The organism is Flavobacterium sp. LM5 (assembly GCF_002017945.1).
GTDB lineage: Bacteria > Bacteroidota > Bacteroidia > Flavobacteriales > Flavobacteriaceae > Flavobacterium > Flavobacterium succinicans.
On the sequence record NZ_MUFX01000006.1, the window covers coordinates 87931 to 107334 of the forward strand.

At 36.7% G+C, this 19404-nt stretch carries 14 protein-coding genes and 1 tRNA gene; 6 read left to right on the plus strand and 9 right to left on the minus strand.

Features of this window, described 5'->3' with window-relative positions; translation table 11 throughout:
• Positions 1 to 79: 79 nt before the first annotated feature.
• The 8 genes from acs to BXU11_RS15555 form a co-directional block, all read right to left on the minus strand.
• On the minus strand, positions 80 to 1987 hold the full coding sequence (gene acs / locus BXU11_RS15515; RefSeq protein ID WP_024982213.1) for an acetate--CoA ligase: 1908 nt from the start codon (positions 1985 to 1987) through the stop codon (positions 80 to 82).
• Positions 1988 to 2006: 19 nt separating this feature from the next.
• Positions 2007 to 2366: a response regulator transcription factor gene (locus tag BXU11_RS15520; protein ID WP_078213206.1), complete on the minus strand. Its 360-nt coding sequence runs from the start codon at positions 2364 to 2366 to the stop codon at positions 2007 to 2009.
• Positions 2363 to 5071: an ATP-binding protein gene (locus tag BXU11_RS15525; protein WP_078213207.1), complete on the minus strand. Its 2709-nt coding sequence runs from the start codon at positions 5069 to 5071 to the stop codon at positions 2363 to 2365. The genes BXU11_RS15520 and BXU11_RS15525 overlap by 4 nt, the downstream gene beginning before the upstream one ends.
• A 266-nt stretch (positions 5072 to 5337) precedes the next feature.
• On the minus strand, positions 5338 to 5565 hold the full coding sequence (locus tag BXU11_RS15535; protein WP_024982217.1) for a DUF6814 family protein: 228 nt from the start codon (positions 5563 to 5565) through the stop codon (positions 5338 to 5340).
• Between the two features lie 10 nt (positions 5566 to 5575).
• Entirely contained in the window at positions 5576 to 7108 is a 1533-nt protein-coding gene (locus BXU11_RS15540) for an MFS transporter (protein WP_035717838.1), read from the minus strand.
• A gap of 32 nt (positions 7109 to 7140) precedes the next feature.
• A complete protein-coding gene (locus BXU11_RS15545; protein ID WP_078213209.1) occupies positions 7141 to 8523 on the minus strand; it encodes a porin in 1383 nt (460 codons plus the stop codon).
• Positions 8524 to 8695: 172 nt separating this feature from the next.
• Positions 8696 to 9115: a helix-turn-helix domain-containing protein gene (locus BXU11_RS15550; protein WP_024982219.1), complete on the minus strand. Its 420-nt coding sequence runs from the start codon at positions 9113 to 9115 to the stop codon at positions 8696 to 8698.
• Between the two features lie 295 nt (positions 9116 to 9410).
• Positions 9411 to 9483: transfer RNA gene (locus BXU11_RS15555), tRNA-Phe, on the minus strand.
• A 99-nt stretch (positions 9484 to 9582) separates the two neighbouring features.
• Here BXU11_RS15555 and BXU11_RS15560 point away from each other — a divergent pair.
• The 6 genes from BXU11_RS15560 to BXU11_RS15585 all read left to right on the plus strand — a co-directional run bounded on the left by BXU11_RS15560 (position 9583) and on the right by BXU11_RS15585 (position 16497).
• Positions 9583 to 10317, plus strand: coding sequence for a type III pantothenate kinase (locus tag BXU11_RS15560; RefSeq protein WP_078213243.1), 735 nt, complete (start codon positions 9583 to 9585; stop codon positions 10315 to 10317).
• Positions 10310 to 11557: a hypothetical protein gene (locus BXU11_RS15565; protein WP_024982221.1), complete on the plus strand. Its 1248-nt coding sequence runs from the start codon at positions 10310 to 10312 to the stop codon at positions 11555 to 11557. The genes BXU11_RS15560 and BXU11_RS15565 overlap by 8 nt, the downstream gene beginning before the upstream one ends.
• Positions 11558 to 11576: 19 nt before the next feature.
• Positions 11577 to 12131, plus strand: a complete 555-nt coding sequence (gene lptC, locus BXU11_RS15570; protein ID WP_035717840.1) for an LPS export ABC transporter periplasmic protein LptC — start codon at positions 11577 to 11579, stop codon at positions 12129 to 12131.
• An 8-nt stretch (positions 12132 to 12139) separates the two neighbouring features.
• Positions 12140 to 12334, plus strand: coding sequence for a hypothetical protein (locus BXU11_RS15575; RefSeq protein WP_024982223.1), 195 nt, complete (start codon positions 12140 to 12142; stop codon positions 12332 to 12334).
• Positions 12335 to 12523: 189 nt separating this feature from the next.
• A complete protein-coding gene (locus BXU11_RS15580; protein ID WP_078213210.1) occupies positions 12524 to 14623 on the plus strand; it encodes a peptidylprolyl isomerase in 2100 nt (699 codons plus the stop codon).
• Positions 14624 to 14730: 107 nt separating this feature from the next.
• Complete coding sequence (locus tag BXU11_RS15585; protein ID WP_078213211.1) at positions 14731 to 16497, plus strand: DUF4153 domain-containing protein; 1767 nt, start codon at positions 14731 to 14733, stop codon at positions 16495 to 16497.
• A gap of 147 nt (positions 16498 to 16644) precedes the next feature.
• On the opposite strand, the gene BXU11_RS15590 is transcribed toward BXU11_RS15585, so the two are convergent.
• Positions 16645 to 19347 (minus strand): carboxypeptidase-like regulatory domain-containing protein, encoded by a 2703-nt coding sequence (locus BXU11_RS15590; protein WP_078213212.1) that lies wholly within the window; start codon positions 19345 to 19347, stop codon positions 16645 to 16647.
• Between the last annotated feature and the right edge of the window lie 57 nt (positions 19348 to 19404).

Consider the following 19404-nt stretch of genomic DNA (forward strand, 5'->3'; position numbering starts at 1 on the left):
ATCAAAATAAATAAAAACGGCTGTCTCATGTGAGGCAGCCGTTTTTTGCTTTTTAGGTATACACTATTTTTGTTGATGGTTACACTTTTTCATTCTTTATTTCTTCCACAATTTCTGGATTCAGTAAGGTGGAAGTATCCCCGAAATTAGAAAAATCCCCTTCGGCAATTTTGCGTAATATTCTTCGCATGATTTTTCCAGAACGTGTTTTCGGCAAACCGTTTACAAATTGAATTTTATCGAGTTTCGCAATCGGACCAATGTGATCCGAAATGTATTGATTGATTTCTTTACTCAAGTTGTCGCGATCACGGTATTCGCCAACTTCTTTTAATATCACAAAACCGTATAATGCATTTCCTTTTATGTCGTGTGGGAATCCTACAATAGCTGATTCGGCCACCGCTGGATGCTCATTGATCGCGTCTTCAATTGGTGCTGTACCCAAATTGTGCCCCGAAACAATAATGACATCATCTACACGACCTGTGATTCTATAGTAGCCTACTTCATCTCTAAGTGCGCCATCACCCGTAAAATATTTCCCTGGGAAAGCACTGAAATAGGTTTCTTTATATCGCTTATGATCGCCCCAAATGGTTCTAGCAATACTCGGCCATGGGTATTTGATACATAAACTTCCAGTAACTTGATTGTCCTCAATCTCATTTCTTTTTTCATCCATCAAAACGGCTTGAATTCCAGGAAGAGGTAGTGTCGCATAGGTGGGTTTAGTTGGTGTTACAAAAGCTATGGGCGAAATCAAAATCCCACCGGTTTCGGTTTGCCACCATGTGTCTACCACCGGGCATCTTTTGCCTCCTACGTGGTCGTTGTACCAGTGCCAAGCTTCTTCGTTAATAGGTTCTCCTACAGAACCAATCACTTTTAACGACGCTAAAGGGTATTTTTGTACATACTCAAGATTTTCTTTGGCTAGCGCTCTAATTGCAGTAGGGGCGGTATAAAAATGAGTGACCTTGTGTTTTTCGATGATTTCCCAAAAGCGACTAAAATTAGGATACGAGGGTACGCCTTCAAAGATTACGGTAGTTGCACCGTTCAATAATGGACCATACAAGATGTAGGAATGTCCTGTGATCCAACCAATATCGGCAGTACACCAAAAAACATCATTGTCTTGGTAATTGAATACGTTTTTGAATGTGTAAGCGGTATACACCATGTAGCCAGCTGTAGTGTGTACCATTCCTTTGGGTTTTCCTGTGGAGCCAGAGGTGTACAATATAAATAGTGGGTCTTCCGCATCCATGATTTCGGCCACGTTCGAATCCGAGGCTTTGTCCAATAAAGGTTGTAACCATAAATCTCTACCAGTTTGCATGTTCACCTCACTATGAATGCGTTTGGCCACGAGTACTTTGGCCACCGATGGACATTTTTTTAAGGCTTCATCAATAATTCCTTTTAGATCAATGGTTTTATTACCACGATAACCACCGTCAGAAGTAATGACCATTTTGCATTCGCTATCGTTAATTCGGGCAGCTACCGCCGTGTCTGAGAATCCTGCGAAAACTACAGAATGTATAGCACCAATACGAGCGCAAGCCAAAACCGAAACGGCCAATTCTGGGATCATAGGTAGATAGATACACACTCGGTCTCCTTTTTGTATGCCTTGATCAAGCAATACGTTGGCCATTTTATTGACGCGTTCCGAAAGTTCGTTGTAGCTAATGTGAAGGGCATCTTCATTGGGATCATTGGGTTCAAAAATGATGGCGGTTTGTTTTCCGTTTCTGGCCAAATGGCGATCAATACAGTTTTTGGTGATATTCACTTTGGCATTGACAAACCATTTGATATCGGCTTCTGCCATATTAAAATCAATCACTTTGTCCCACTCTTGGTACCAAACAAAATTTTCTGAGGCTATTTTGTCCCAGAATTTTTTAGGTTCACGGATCGATTTTTTATAATGTTTAAAGTATTCTTCTAAGGTGTTGATTTTGTAATAGCTCATCTTTTGTTTTTTTAGTTAGTTATAATAATGCTTGTACTTGTTCTACTATTTTTTTTATCGAAAAAGGTTTTAAGAGGTATAAATCAGCGCCCAATGCAAGTCCTTTTTCAATGTCTTTTTCTTTGTTTTTGGCCGATAAAAAGATCACTTTGCAATGTTGGAGTTTATCGTTTTTTTTGATTTGTCGTAAAGTTTCATAACCGTCTACCAAAGGCATCATCACATCTAAGATGATCACATCGGGTAATTGGTTTTGTACTATATCTAGGGCTTCTTGGCCGTCTCTGGCAACAAAAACCTCAAAATTATGTTTCTTAAAGGTGTATTCTAACGACATTAGAATGTTGGGTTCGTCATCCACTAAGAGTATCTTTTTCATGATGTTGCAGCTTCAGTTGTGTTATACTTGGGTAATGAAAAATAGAAGTTTACGCCTTGTTCACTCGAATTTTCTACCCATATTTTTCCTTTATGATGTTCAATGATTTGTTTACAAATGGCCAATCCCAGTCCGCTTCCTATTGGTTTTCGAACGTTTTGATTTTTGGATTGGTAAAATTTATCAAAGATAGATTCGTATTCTTCCTCATTGATTTTGTTTCCGTTGTTATGGATACATACCAATACTAAGGTTGGGTTTTCGGTTATAGTGATGGTTATTTTTCCGTTGGGATTAGGACAGAATTTCATCGCGTTCGACAGTAGATTGTGAACCACTTGCACCATGCGCTCTTCATCATAAAAAGCACGGATTTCCTTTTTTTGTGGATCAAATACTACTTGAATATTTTTGCTTTGTACTACATGTTGTAATGGATGTAATGTTTTAATTATGGTTTGTATGAGATCATTTTTGGACAAATAAATTTTTTGTTTACCGGTTTCAAATTTTTCTAAATCCAAGATTTTATCAATGAGACGGTTCAAACGATCGGATTCTGAAATAATGTTTTGTAGAAAGCGTTGACGTAATTCTTTGGGAATTTCTTCGTCATCAATGAGTATTTCACTTGCGGCTCGTATGGCGGTAATTGGAGTTCGTAATTCATGAGTAACGGTGTCCAAAAATTCATTTTTTTGTGCATCTTTTTTCAAAAGTTCCAAGTTGGCCTCCTGTAATTGCTGTGATATTTTTTGGAGAGCATGGGTTGTTTCAGTCAGTTTTTTGTTGACAATAATGTTTTCTTGTGATTCCTCAAGGATACGCAACACTTCAGGTAAAGCTATTTTTTCTTCTTTAACCACACTAGCAATTAAAATCTTGGATGACGCCGTTCCGATATGGCCCGTTAAAAGATTTTCGGCAAATTTGATGAATCTCGCATCGGCCGTAGTGATGTTTTGATCAATGTTGTACTTGATGTGAAAAAGCGATAAGGCTCTTTTGGTTCTTTCAATCCCCAAAAAACGTTCTAATATTTTTTGAATATCCGCTACATAAGCAATCCCTTTCCAAACAAAAGCATTTTCAAGATGACCACTGTATTTATTGATATCTACAAACATTTCGGCATAGTTTCTTTCTCTGTAATTTCCTTTAAAACTAACGGATACCGCTAAATATGAAAGGGTATTGAATAATAAACTCCAAAATACTGCTTGCGGAATCGGATCCAAATAATCCAAGCCAAATAGTTGAAAAGGTTTTAATAGCGTTAGATTCCAAGGGCCGTTTTGTACGAATGAACTATTTGTTTCTTGTAAGCCCAATGCAAAAGGTATGATTAAGGTATAGGCACAAGTGAGAAATCCAATAAGTATTCCTGTAATCGCGCCTTTACTTGAACCTCTTCTCCAAAACAGAGCACCAAAAAAGGCAGGAGCCAATTGAGCAATGACCACAAACGATACTAAGCCAATGGAATAGAGTGAGTAATCTAAAATAAAAACTTTGTAAATGATATAAGCCAAAACAATCAAGGTGAAAATACCTATTTTTCGGCTGTTGACGATGCGACGGCTGTTCTCTTTTTGTTGATTTTCTAACGAACCAATAAAGCCGTAGGGAATCAATAAATTGTTACTGACCATAGTAGCCAAGGCGATAGACGAAACAATAATCATGGAAATCGCTGCCGAAAATCCACCCAAAAACACTAATAACGTCAATGTGTCGTTTTGGAACAATTGCGGAATTAATAAGGAATAGGTATCGGAATTTAAATTTTGTCCTCGAAATAAAATACTACCTCCCCACGCAATTGGAAATACAAAGATATTAAACAGCAAGAGGTATAACGGAAATAACCAGGTAGCGGTTTTGATATGTTTGCTATGATTGTTTTCTACAACGCTCGTGTGAAATTGTCTGGGCAGCAAAAACATGGCAAACATAGAAACAAGACAAAGAAAAAACCAATTGAGGGCATTTTCAATAGATCCGATGGTGTTTTTTTGGTTAAAATCTGGAAGAGAAAGAGCTTTGTTGTAAATGTCATCAAAACCATTAAACACAAAATAAGTTACATAAATACCTAATAGTAGAAAGAAAACCAACTTTAAAATCGATTCTATCGCTACTGCCAGAACGATACCACGTCTTTTCTCAGAAGCATCTACATAACGGGTGCCGTAGTAAGAAGTAAATAACCCTAAAGCCAAACAAACATAGGTAGTCGTGTCAAAAAAAATATTTTCAGTGGATTGGGTTCGAGTAATAACATGAAAAGTGTCGGATATCGATTTGAGTTGCAAAGCAATGTAGGGAATGATGCCGACCACACACACTAGAGTAACCATCGCTCCCAAAAACCTACTGTTGCCATATCGAAGCGAAATGAAATCGGCAATGCTTGAAATTTTGTTGACTTTCGTTATTTGAATAATTTTTTTCAAAATCAACATCCATGCAGGAATAATGATGATGGGGCCAATGTAAATAGGAAGATAGCTCAACCCAGATTTGGCGGCTACCCCAATACTACCATAGTAGGTCCATGCCGTGCAATATACCGCAAGTGACAAGGAATATACATACGGATTGTTGGTCCATTTGTAGTGTTGTTTTTTTTCGGCCCAGTGGGCAATAAAAAACAGAATGGAAACATACACCGTCAGAACCAGTAAAATGCCAAGGCTATTCATCGTATTTTTTTATTAACATAAAGCTCATGACAATCGAAAAAAACCAAACCATGAAAATATAGACGTAAATAATTGGTAAACCTGCAATTGAATCGGTGCTATCAAACAATAATAGCAATGGAAAATTTAGCGCCAAAAACAGTACTAGGCTAAAAATTAGAAATTTCTGCTCGTGTCTTTTTTTCATAATTGCTTTTTCCTTTTAACAAAGTAAGAAGTTTAAAGTTAAATCGCAACCTCTTTTTTAAAGAGATCGCGATTCTTTTTTATCGTTTGGAATGGTCATATTCACCCATGAGCGAATAATAGCCAAATATTCCCATGCCCAAGACTACTAAGGGTGTGAGGACAAACAGTATGATGATGCCAAACACCAAATCATCTTGTTTTCCTGAAGCAATTTTGGGTAAGCCAAACTCAAAAATACAAAAATAGGCGGCTGCTACAGCCAAGGCAATCCATACCATACCTAGAACTCTTTTTATCTGATCCATAATGTTAATTTTAAACGTGTTTATTGGTTTTTGAATTGTCAAGATAAATCATTCCGATCACAAAACAGACCGAAGCAATAATGATGGGATACCACAATCCTTCAAGATAGTAATTCACATCGCCTGCTTCTTTGGCATTGGTCACCAAATAAGTTGAGATGGCAGGTAGTAGTCCTCCAAATATTCCATTCCCCACGTGATAAGGCAATGACATGGAAGTATAACGAATTTTTACAGGAAACATTTCCACTAAAAAAGCGGCAATTGGACCGTACACCATAGTTACAAATAGCACTTGGACAAAAATGTAAAAAACCAACATCCACATATCGGTGTTGTTTATGGTAAGGGTTGTTTTGATGTCTGCTTTCGGTTTTCCATCTACAATTTTAGCCTGACCATTTTCTAGAGGGATGGTTTTGATTTCGACCCATTTTGTGCCATCTTCAAAAACTTTTGTGGTGGTATATATGGAATCTAGGGCTTGTTTGTTGGTTTTGGTTTCGGCTACTATCGTGGTTTGGTCTACCAGTTCCGTTTTGTTTTTGATGTTGGTGGTTTCAAACATGGCTTGGTAAATCGGGCGATATAAAAGAATTGCGATTAACATGCCGCCCATCATGATGTATTTTCTACCCAATTTGTCACTGAGCCATCCAAAAAATATGAAGAAAGGTGTGCCTAATATCAAGGCAATTCCAAGTAATTGATCAACTTGCGAGGAGTCGATGGTCATTACGGTTTTTAAGAAACTCATGGCATAAAATTGCCCAGTATACCAAACGACACCTTGTCCCATCGTGGCGCCAAATAGTGCTAACAACACAAACTTCAAATTGTAGCGGTTTCCAAAACTTTCTTTTAACGGATTCGTACTCGTTTTTCCTTCGGATTTGGCTTTGGCGAATACCGGAGATTCGTCCATGTTTTTTCGAATGAGATATGAAATTCCTACCATTACGATGGATACCCAAAACGGTACTCTCCATCCCCAATTATCAAATTCTTCTGGAGTTAACACGTTTCTTGTGGCCAAAATAACCATTAATGAAATGAACAGACCAACGGTAGCTGTGGTTTGAATCCATGACGTCCAATAGCCTCGTTGTCCCACTGGGGCATGCTCGGCTACATAAGTGGCAGCTCCACCATATTCGCCACCTAAGGCTAATCCTTGTAACATTCTTAGAATAAGAACCAATAAAGGCGCCATAAAGCCAATGGTTTCGTAGCTCGGAATGCAACCGATCAAAAAGGTAGCGCCTCCCATCAAAAGTAAGGTGACCATGAAGGTGTATTTGCGTCCGATAATATCGCCTAATCTCCCGAAGAAAAGAGCTCCGAACGGGCGTACTACAAAGCCAACAGCAAAGGTGGCTAGGGTGGCTAAGAAGGCCGCAGTTGGGTTGTCGGCTGGGAAAAATTTGGTAGAAATCACCACAGCCAAACTGCCGAAGATGTAAAAGTCGTACCACTCGATCATGGTACCCATGGAGGAAGCGGAAATTACTTTCCAGATTCCTTTTGTTGATTTGTTGCTCATTGGTTGATTTTTTTTTTGGTTGTTTTTTGGATTTATAAATAGATTTGTAATTGCACTATAAATTCGCCTTTACTGTTTTCTTTTACGCCATCTGCGCTATACACTGGTCGAGTAGAATATTGAGCTGTAATTTTTGAATGTTGCCCATCGAGTAAAAAGTTGGTGCCGATATCAAATTGTGTACTTGATTGTTGTAAGGCATCAAAATCTTTATAGGTGATGGCGCCAAAGGGTTGAATTCGCACATTTGGTTTTTCCACTTTGCTAGGCAATAAAAAACCGGCTTGCGTATACCAAATAGAGCCGCTTCCAATGGTAGGTTGAGCATTACCTGGTCCTGCCATGGCTCTGTTTCCTGTAAATGAAGGGTCGGCAACGCCTACATTCATGATGCCGATATTGCGTAGATAGTTAGGGCCAAAATCATAATTATAATAAACACTATATGCGGTAACGGCCATTTTATGTTCTTTTTTGCCTACTGGCAAGTCCAAGAAGACATCGGTAGAGAAAAGATTCATGTCGTGCTTTTGAAGTTGAGCGTTGACAGAGGATTTCGTGGCGTTGGGTGCTCTATAAAAACCTGCGCCAATGTTGAATACTTTTTTGGTTCCTACGTATGACCCCACTTTAAAAGGTAATAGATTAGATTCTTGGTCTAAGAATTGGTATTCAAAATAACCTGCCGTAGCCCATTTTGCGTTACCGTTGTTGTCTACTGCAACAGCATTGGAGGCATTTGTAACATTGGTTGGCACTACATTGGTCGCAAAGGGTTTGTTGTGGCTTAGTCGGTATTCCAACTTGCCGTATTTTCCTTTCGCGAATAATCCCATTTGTCGGGCAAATTGATCAGAGTTTTCAATTAATGGCCAATTGAATATTGGGGCGTCAATGGTCAAGAAGTTTAGTGTAGAAGCCATGGTTTCTCTTGAAAGTCCCATGTAGTAGTGTAAGCCTCCACCTAGTGACAAACTGAATTTTTTGTCTTTTTGTGGTAAAACCAAGGCGTATTCATTCCAAGCGTCATGAAAAAACAACCCCGGTTTTTTACCTGCTCCGTAACCCCCAGTGCCTGTTGTACCTGATGCACCACCACTGGTGAAGGACTGGTTGTTGATTCCAAAGTGTGTCACAATCATGTAACGCGGTGAGATTTGGGAGTAGGCCAAGAAACGCAATCTACGGTTCCCAATATCAGTGGCGCTTGAGGCTGCTTCATTGCCCACCATGGTTCCAGGATTCATTTGCGAAGAGCGAAACCAAATTTGATTCCACACAATAAATCGCATGTATTTCGATCCAGCATCGTTGAGGTTGAATTTCATACCACTCGTGTATTCACTTGAGCCTTGGGCAAAGCTAAATAGAGATGTTAGTAGGAGTAGGAGTAACAGTGCACTAATTTTTTTCATATAGCTACAAATTATGGGTTACTAATGTCTATGTGATTGTTTTAATTTGAACAAAAGGAGTTTAAATTCAATGACATAGAAAATTAAATTTTTGTTTGATTTTCGTGAAGCCAAATTCCAATTTAATTTTTGATTAGCAAATAATGCTATAGATAAGTGTAAAATAGTATAGTTAATCCTTAAAACGCTCCCATTTAATGAGCATAAATTTATCGCCCAACTCAGTAATGATCATACCAGCACCTGTGAGTTGGTTTTTGTTTTTAATGTATTCTATTAATTCAGTGTGATTTAGGATTTTGTAGGTAGGATGGTAGTTTGCGTGTGAAGGTTTTTTGATATTGTATGATTTTACCCAGTTGCTAATTGTAACATGGGATACGCCAAGTATGCGTTCAATTTCTCGATAGCTTAGGCCTTCTAGATATAATTGCAATGCTTTACAAACATAATACTCGTCAATTTTTTTTCCAAGCTTGTTTACTGTGAAGCTATACTTGCATTTTTTACAAGTATATCTTTGTTTGTTGGCTATGATTCCGCTTTTGATCAGATGGTCGCTCAAGCATTTCGGACAGCTAAAAAGTTCCATATATATTTAATTTGCATAAATATAGTAATTTTGCAACATTGTAAATATATTTTTAAAAAAATGAAGCTTATTTTTTTAGAATTCCATGTTTTTCTAGTCAAAAAATCAGTTTATAGCAAAAAAATGAAGAATGTTCGATTATGCTTCGTTGCTTTTGATTAGCTCACAGCGTTGCGTTTTTTTAAATTTTGTATAAAAAAGGAGAATCGCTAGTGCGAGAACAGCCGAAAATAGCGAAATGGAAGTTCCATGAGATTATAAAACAAAAAACCCGAATATTGCTATTCGGGTTTTGTGGTACCTCCAGGGATCGAACCAGGGACACATGGATTTTCAGTCCATTGCTCTACCATCTGAGCTAAGGTACCTTGCTTGTTGCGGGTGCAAATATAGAACCATTTTTAATTTATCCAAAACATTTTGTAAAAAAAAATCAATTCGTACCTTGCTTTCTTAAATTTGTAAAAATGATTGTAGCAGTTGATGTCGGGAACACTAGAGTCAAAGCGGCTGTTTTTGAGGAGAATACTTCGGTGGAGTTTTTTGTTTTTGATACAAAAGAGATACAAAATCAACTTCAAAAAATTTTAAAAAAATATCCAGAAGTAACGCATTTGGTTGTTTCTTCAGTTGGAAATGTGACTCAAGACGTATTTTTAGCATTGGAAAATGAAATCGTTGTTCATTTTGTGTCGCACAAAAGCGCTTTTCCTTTTGTGAATACTTATGCCACACCCATGACCTTAGGAATCGATAGGATGGTTTTGGCTGCTGGAGCCACTTTGAGTTTTCCGGGTCAGAACCGCTTGGTGATTGATGCGGGTACTTGTGTAACGTATGATTGTGTGGATGCTGATGATCGTTATTTGGGTGGAGCTATATCGCCAGGAATTCGGTTGCGATACGAAGCATTACACAATTATACGGCAAAGTTACCCTTGCTATCCTTGGAGCCTCCGCTGGATTTTGTTGGTAATTCTACAGCTTCGGCCATACACTCGGGCGTGGTCAATGGGCTTGTATATGAAATTGATGGCTTCATAGAGGAATTCAAAGCAAAGTATTCAAATTTTATCATAATTTTAACGGGGGGTGATGCACTTTTTTTGGCGATGCAATTAAAAAATACCATATTTGCCAATTCAAATTTCCTTTTAGAGAGTTTGAATCAAACATTTCAATATTCAATCCACAATGATTAAAAAAATAATTGTAGCAACTGGTTTGCTTTTTTCATTTGTATCTTTTGCACAACAAGGTACATCTTCTCCTTATTCTTATTATGGAATTGGTGAAATAAGATATAGAGGAATGTTAGAAAATCGTTCTATGGGAGGTGTTGCTGTAGAGCAAGATAGTATCCATGTTAATGTTGAAAATCCTGCTAGTTACGCTAGTTTACGACAAACTACTTTGACCATGGGCGGGACTTATGGTAGAAGAGCCTTGGAAGATAATGTTGGGAAAGCATCAACAGCTAGAACCACTGTTGATTATATGGTAGTAGCTATACCTGTGGGGAAATTAGGAATTGGTTTTGGATTAATTCCGTATTCTTCGGTAGGATACAAAATTCAGTCTGTTTCGGCTGATTTGGATAAAAATAATTCACGTCTAGAAGGAACCGGAGGTGTCAACAAAGCGTTTATTGGCGCGGGGTACAAACTGACAAAAAACTTTAGTTTTGGTGCTGACTTTCAATATAATTTTGGTAAAATTCAAACCGAAAGTTTAGAGTATATTACAGGTGTTCCTGTGGGAACAAGAGAAACGAATCTGACCTATATCAATGGTGCCAATTTTAATGTAGGTGCAATGTATCAAGCTAAAATTTCTCCAAAACTAAGCCTTTATTCTAGTTTGAATTATACTTTTCAAGGAAATTTAACTTCTGAAAACACTCGAAATATTTCAACGATTGACTATGATGGAACTGTTAATATTGATCCAGAGGGTTTTGATGAGTTGCAATCATCTAAAAGTCTTTCTTTACCCAGTAAAGTTACCTTTGGGGTAGGTGTTGGACAAGCCAGAAAATGGATGTTAGGTACTGAAATTGCGCTTCGTGAAGCGGGCGATTTGGCCAATAATTTTAATAATGTTGCAGGGGTTACTTTTGATCCTTACAAGCGAGTTAGTGTGGGTGGATATTATATTCCAAATTTTAATTCTTTCACGAGTTATTTGGAAAGAGTAGTATATAGAGCTGGAATTCGATATGAAAAAACAGGTTTGGTAGTTAAGAATCAACACATAGAGGATAAGTCTTTTACTTTAGGTTTTGGTTTGCCCGCGATAGGAACCTTTTCTAATTTTAATATTGGTTTAGAATACGGCATCAAAGGGACTACTGCTGCGGGATTGATCAAAGAAAACTACTTCAATGCAAGTGTGAGTTTTTCTCTTAATGACAAATGGTTCGTAAAACGAAAATTCTACTAGTAGTACGTAAGGCTTTCTAATGACAATTTCCTTAAAAAAAATATTTTCAAAACTACTTTGTGTAACTCTATTGTGGAGTGTGATTGCTTGTGAAAGCAATTTCAAAGAAGTTCAAAAAATCAATTATTCCGAATTTAATCCTTCAGGAGAAGCAGATTCTATCAATGTAAAATATACTGACTCTGGGCGTATTTCGGCGATTTTGATTAGTTCTAAAATGTTAGATTATTCAGCCGTAGATTTTCCTTTTACGGAATTCCCAAAAGGTATTGATGTTACTTTGTTTGATGCTAAAGGCAAAAAGACATTTGTGAAATCCAATTACGCAATATCTTACAAAAAAACAGGTATTATTGATTTGCAAGGAAAGGTTCGAATTACCACAGAAGAAGGTCAGGTTTTAGCAACTGAACAATTGTATTTTGATCAAAAAAATGAATGGTTTTACACCGAGCGACATTTTGTCTTTACCAGTCCGAAAGGAAATTCTGAAGGTCAAGGGATTGATTTTAGTAAAGATTTCAAAGTGATTAATTCGCAAAAAATATCTGGTGAGGTGGATACCAATAAATAAAAATAATTATGAAATATTTAAAATTTACTTCTTACGCTTATCTTGTTATTGCTTTGATTTGTGTTTATGATGGTGTTAAAAAGTGGAATGACCCAACATCTGGGCCTTGGTTGAGTTTAGGAATTGCAGTGGTGGCTGTTTTTATGTTCTTTTTTAGAACTAAATATGCCAAACGATTTGAAGATCGCGATGCCCAAAAATAGACTCTAGAAAATCTTGAAGCTAGTTGAAAAGTGAATGTTTTGTGCTTAATTTACTTTTGTTGTTTTTTCAGTAACTACAAAATGTCGTAAAACATAAAAAAAACTTTTAAAATAAAACACTCCAAGTGTTATTATTAACTAGATAATTGTATTTTCGCAAATCGAATATAAAAATTAACTATAATAGAAATGGCAGTTTTAGCAAAAATTAGACAACGTTCCGCACTATTGATTGGAGCAATTGCATTAGCATTGTTTGCATTTATCATTCAAGACCTTATTGGAAAAGGTGGTCTTGGTCAAAATACAAAAGATGTAGGAAGTATAAATGATAAAGATATTGCTTTTGAAGATTTTAGACTAAAAGTTACTAATTTAGAAAAAAGTGGTCAAGGGATTTCTGCAACAGAAGCAGCAAATAGAGTTTGGGAACAAGAAGTGACTATTGCTTTGTTGTCTGAAGAATTTGAAAAATTAGGATTAAGAGTAGGTGAAAAACACATTATTGAAGTGTTGAAAGCAGATCAAAATATTGGTAGAAACCCAATGTTCTTGAATGCAGCAGGTATGTTTGATATTGCAAAATTCAAACAATTTTTCAGCAGTAATCCTGAGCAAGCACAGTTCTTAAAAGAGAGAGAAAAAGATGCTGAAATCAATGCAAAATATCAAATGTATAATTCTTTGATCAAATCAGCATTGTATACTACAGAAGCAGAAGGAAAAATGAAATATGAAGCAGAAGCAAACAAGGTTAATTTTGCTTATGTAGCTGGTTTATATTCTACCATTAAAGATAGTGAGGTAAAAATCACTGATGCTGAAATCACTGAGTATATGACTAAAAACAAAAAGAAATTCAAAGCTGATGAGTCTCGTGAAATTTCTTATGTTTTGATTGAAGATAAAGCTTCAGCACAAGATGAAGCTGAAATTAAAAATAAAATTACAAGTTTGTTATCAGGAAGCGTGGTGTATAACCAAGCTACTGCCAAAAACGATACCGTTCCTGGTTTTAAAAATGCTAAAAACGCGATTGATTTTGTAAATGCAAATTCTGATGTTCCTTACGATTCAACTTATATCGCTAAGAAAGATTTACCAGCAGTTGATGCAGATCGTTTGTTTGCTTTGCCTGCAGGTGCAGTTTACGGGCCTTACAAATTTGGAACTTACTATTGCTTGTCAAAATCTTTAGGTTTTAAATCGGGAGTGAATGCAAAAGCAAGTCACATTTTGATCAGTTATGAAGGAACACAAGTGCCTAACAAACGTGAGTTAAGAACTAAAGAAGAAGCAAAAGCAAAAGCTGAATCTATTTTAGCGCAAGTGCAAGCAAATCCTGATAGTTTCTTGATGTTGGCTTTTACAGCTTCTGATGATTCTTCTGCACAACAAGGTGGAGATTTAGGATATTTTGGACCTAATGCCATGGTAAAACCATTTAATGACTTTGTTTTCAATAATGGAATTGGAAAAATTGGTTTGGTTGAAACTCCTTTTGGTTTTCATATTATTAAAATTACTGATAAGCAAGACGGTATTCGTTTAGCAACTGTAGCACAACGTATCGAGCCTTCTGAAGTTACTTCAGACAAATTGTTTGCACAAGCAACGCAATTTGAAATGGAAGCAGCAGACAAAGATTTTGATAAATTGGCTAAAGACATGAAATTGACTGTTGCTCCTGTGGTTAACGTTACAGCAATGGATGAAAATTTTGGTTCATTAGGTGCTCAAAGAAATATTGTGAGATGGGCATTTGAAGGAGATTCTAAAGTAGGTACGGTAAAACGTTTTGAAATAGCTAACGTTGGTCACGTAATTGCTAAAGTAAAAAGTATTGACAATTCAGGTTTAATTGCAATCGCTACCGCTAGACCTTACGTTGAGCCAATCCTTAAGAACAAGAAAAAAGCAGAGTTAATTAAAGCTAAAATGACAGGTGCTTCACTTGAGGCTATTGCCAAAGCAGTAGGCGCACCGGTACAACAAGCAACAGGATTAACTTTAGAAAATGCAGTATTGCCAGGTGGAGTAGGACAAGAAGCTAAAGTTGTAGGTAATGCTTTAGCATTGGCTGCCAATAAAATTTCGGCTCCGATAGAAGGAAATACAGGTGTTTATGTTGTGAAAAATGTAAGTACTATCAAAGCACCAGCTTTGAAAAGTCATGCGCCTTACATCACTAAATTGAAAACACAAAGTAGTGGTGATATGAATAGAGCCATTCCTGCTTTGAAAGCAGCGGCTACAATCGAAGACAACAGAAAACAATTCGGTTTGTAATCGATAATAAAGTTTAGTTATTATATTTAGAAGCCAGTTACATTAATTTGTAACTGGTTTTTTTTGCACGCTATTTTTTACTAATTTAGATTACTAACCCAATTATTATGGCTTCATTTCCTTCGCTTCAAAAAGTATGGCTTGCCACCTCTACAACCGTTCTTCGTTTTCCACTTGAGTTTGTTGTGACTTTATTGGGAACCCTATTTGCGTTGTTAATGGTTAAAAATAACTATGCAACAGCAGAGGAAGCACAAATGATCAAAACCATTATGAGCTGTTCGTTGTGTTTAGTATGGTTTTTGTCTTGCACGCTGTTTTTTAACACAAGTAATAAATCTATTGTTTTTAGGGTTTTGAGTAGTTGTTTAGGGGGATTTTTGCTATTTCTGTTTGTATTTAGTCTTGAGATTCCCACGGCTAGTATTGATTTTTTACAATTTTTTGTTTTGTCGATTGCCCTGCATTTGCTGGTTTCTTTTGCTGCTTTTTTAGCAAAACAGTATTGCGAAGAGGAATTTTGGGAATTCAATAAACAACTCTTTTTACGAATTATAACGGCTGGTTTGTATAGTGGTTTTCTTTTTGCAGGCTTGGCTTTGGCCATCGTTGCTATAAAGGAATTGTTCGGTTTTGAGTTGGATGAAAAGATTTTTGGTTATCTCTTTGTAGTAATAGCTGGGCCATTTAATACACTCTTTTTTTTGAGTGGTGTACCTGTTATTCAAAGCGTCAATACGACGCTCACACTTAGTTATCCTATTGGTCTTAAGAAATTCACTCAATATGTATTACTTCCTTTAATTAGTCTTTATTTGGTGATATTGCTTTGTTATGAAACGAAGATCCTTATTACTCTTTCTTTGCCTATTGGCTGGGTTTCGTATTTGGTATTGGTTTTTGCTATTATCGGTATTTTGTCTTTTTTATTGGTTCATCCCATTGCTTCGTCGGCAAGTAATTTGTGGATGCAAACCTTCAATCGTTGGTTTTATTACTTGTTAATTCCTTTATTGGGCTTGTTGTTTTGGGCCATAGGTTACCGAATTTATAGCTATGGTTTTACCCATGAACGTTATTATGTTTTACTGTTGTCCATTTGGTTGGCCGTAGTTGTGGGATACTTTTTGGTGAACAATACGCCTAAAATTAAATTTATACCCATAAGTATGTGTCTTGCGGCACTTTTCTCAATTGCAGGTCCGCAAAGTGCCGATAGCATTTCGAAAAGGAGTCAGTTGCTTCGTTTTGAATACTACATGCAGCAATTAGATACCAAGAAATTAAGCTTTGAAGCAGAAAAGGATCTGAGTTCTATTGTTTATTTTTTACAAGATAATTATACTGCCAAAGTATTACAGCCGTATAGTAAAGGTAAATTGACTGCATTACTTGCTCAAGAGGAGAAGCCAAGTGTGTCTAAGATTATGGAGGCGTTAGGGCTTACTTATAGGTCGCGTTATGATTTGGAGACTAGCAATCCAACGGTTTTTAATTATACTTTTTATGATAATGCTGCTCATCTCATTGAAAACATTCGTGGCTATGATTTGTTGTTTTCCGTTTCCAATTACAATGAAGTGAACTGTACCAATTGCATTACATTGAATGGTATTCCGTACAATGTACAATCTAGTAAGAAGCCCTATGGTCTAGATCTTCAGGTGAATCAGGATACTATGCCGTTGCGTTTGTTTGAATTTATTAATGGCCATGCTGGTTTTCATAATGCTAATTCCAAAAAAATCACACAACGCGTAGAGCACACAAAATACACTCTGCTTATTACTTATCTTGAAGCAGCGGGTACTATCAAAAATGGAAAAAAGACAACAGAAAGTTATAATATTAAAGTCCTTTTGAAAATAAAATAGACATTAGCCCAGAAAGGAATGAAAATCCTTTGCTGCAAAAGCCTACTTTTTTCTTGTTCCAAAAGAGCGACCAACGGAAGCTCCTTTTGGAGCTTAGAAAAAGAGGTTTTTGCAGTAAAGATTGTAATGGATTGCTGGAATAGCTTCTTATAAATTATACTTCAACGATAAAATTAAATAGCGTGGTTGTACGGTATATTGTGAAGTACGGGTGGCAAATTGTGTAAAACTATCATCATTAAGCGAAGTCGTGTTCAATAAATTGGTACCACTAACTTTGTATTCCCATTTGCTATCTTTTTTTTGATAAATGATACTGGCATTCAAAAAATCATATTCGTTGTCGACCGTTCTGTTGGTGTTGTAGTAATGATAAAATTCATACTCGGCCACAAACGAAAAGCTTTTAAAGAAAAAATAATCCAATTTAGCAAAAGGTCTGTCGGTGTAAAATGTATTGTTGTTCAAATCATTGATTACAATATTGTAGCCCACTTCTAGATTAGGTAAATCTTTGTAGTTGGTTGAAGCTCGTAGCGTATAACTTTGAGTCAAACTCTCCACAACGACGGCTTGATCATTTTGAATGTTGTTGAATTTTGACCAGTTTACGTTTGCGTTGAGTGACGCTTTATATCGTTTTAAAAATGAACGGCCATACGACCCAAAGCCTGAAATGGTTTCGTCGGCAAAAGGGGAGTTAATGGGCGTAGAGGTTTGGTTGACTCCATCAAATTGTGCATCGGTTTTAACGGCATCCAATCGTTTGGTATAGTTTATTGAGGCGCTAATGTTTTCTAAATTGAACATATTGTATTTAAAATAGCGCAAGGAATGTTGTTGTGCAGTAGCATTCTCTAAGGTTCTATTTCCTTGTACCAAACTATTGTAATTCGAAAAGACATAACCTTCGACCAATTGGTTGATATCTGTGAAATTATTGGTCAAGGAATAATTATAGGTCAAACTCTCCGCTTTTTTGATTTGATAAATGGCTAAGAAGTCAGGTAAAACCCTATAAAATTTCAAATTAAAAGCAGAGCCCAATTGCGCATTGGTCATGTCATAACTATGAAGGCTTACGCCTGGAGTAAAGGTAAATTTGCCAGTTAACAATTTGTAGTGCAAGCCCAAATACAGGTCGTTGAAACGATAATCTACATCGTTGGTATTGGTTTTGTCGTTAAGATTATTGATCGTTTGATCGTCTAAAATTTGAAACATAGACGAGTTGAAATTTTGGTACGAATAGGTGTTTCCTAACGTAATATTGATGTTGCTTTTGTTGGTAAGCATGTAGTAGTAATCTATTTTGGCATCTATTTTATTGGTTTTTACAAACCGATTTTGATTCAAGTTGTTTCGGTTTTGACCATTAGTATACCCCACTAAATCAAAAGGACGTGTTTTTAAATTGGCCTGATAAAAGGGATCTTCTTCTTGGTATAAACTTTGCATTTCAAGCGCAAAAACATTCTTTTCACTCAAGGTAAAATAAGCACTCAAATTTTGATTGACCGATATGGGCTCTTGATTTTTATTGGTGGTAATCGTTTCAAGGTCGCTACTGCCATTGACAACAGATTGACGCAACAAGGAATTGTCTTCGTTTTGTTTGGATAGTTTGGTCAACACATCATAATCCAACTGAAAGTTGGTGCTGGGTTTGTACGACGTACTCAATTTGAACAAACCTAAATTACTATTTTGACGCACCACCTCTTTACGGTTTTCAGTAGAGAATACTTCTGAGGAATTCGGTTTCAAAATGTTGTTTTGAGAAGTGGTTTCTAAATCCGTGATCGAGGACGAAAGAATGCCAAATCCACTAAAACTCCATGCTTTATTTACGTTGTAAGCGAAATTGGTCGCGCCAAACTTGGTGTCAATTTCTTTGGCTCTATTGTTTCGGGCTCCAAATAAGCCCAAATCATTCGAAGCCACATTAAAACTTGATCCACCTTTGGCCGACAACCCTCTAAAACCTCCCGTAAATTTGAAATAATCTTGTACGGTCAATGGCAATTCTCCAATGTTATTAAAATTTGAAATAAAATTTACGCTATATTTTGGATTGTAATAGAACAATTTAGGATTAATTACATAACGACTTTCTTTGTGACCAATACCCGAACCCGCATTAACATCTCCAAACCAAAAGTTCTTTTTACCCGACTTTAGTTTAATGTTCATCCCAATATTATCTTGGTTGTTTTCAACCCCTTTGAGTATCGAATTCTCGTTGTAATTACGCAATACTTGAATTTTATCAATGGCATCGGCAGGAATATTTTTCACTCCCAACTTGGTGTCGCCATCAAAAAAATCTTTGCCCTCTACCATCAACTTGGTTACTTTTTTACCTTCCACTTCAATTTCGCCGTCGGCATTTACCTCTACTCCAGGTAATTTTTTCAGTACATCTTCCAGTTTTCGTTCGGTGCCCGATTTAAACGAATCCGCATTGTACACAATAGTGTCTCCTTTGATCGAGACAGGCATTTCGCGTATAATCTCAACTCCGTCCAATTCAATGCCACCCGCATCCAAAGCAATATTTTTGACCAAATTAGTAGTAGCTGTAGTTACTTCGACCTCTTTATTTTGCATCCCCAAAAAACTCACTTTGATTATGTAAGTCGTATTCGGTTTCAAATTCAAACTGAACTTACCTTTGTCATTCGTTATGGCATAGGCGTCCATCGCTTTGGAGGTTTTGTTGACCGCCATAACATTGGCCATTTCAAGTCCCGCATTTTTAGCATCGGTAATCAAACCGTCCAGCTTAACAGTTTGGGCAAAAGATAGCGTAGAAAAAAAGAATAAGACGAGGCGAAGCAATGCTTTCATAAAGTGGTTTTTTGAATGCGTTAATAGAATTGTTAGGCTTTTTTGGAGCAGGAGCAA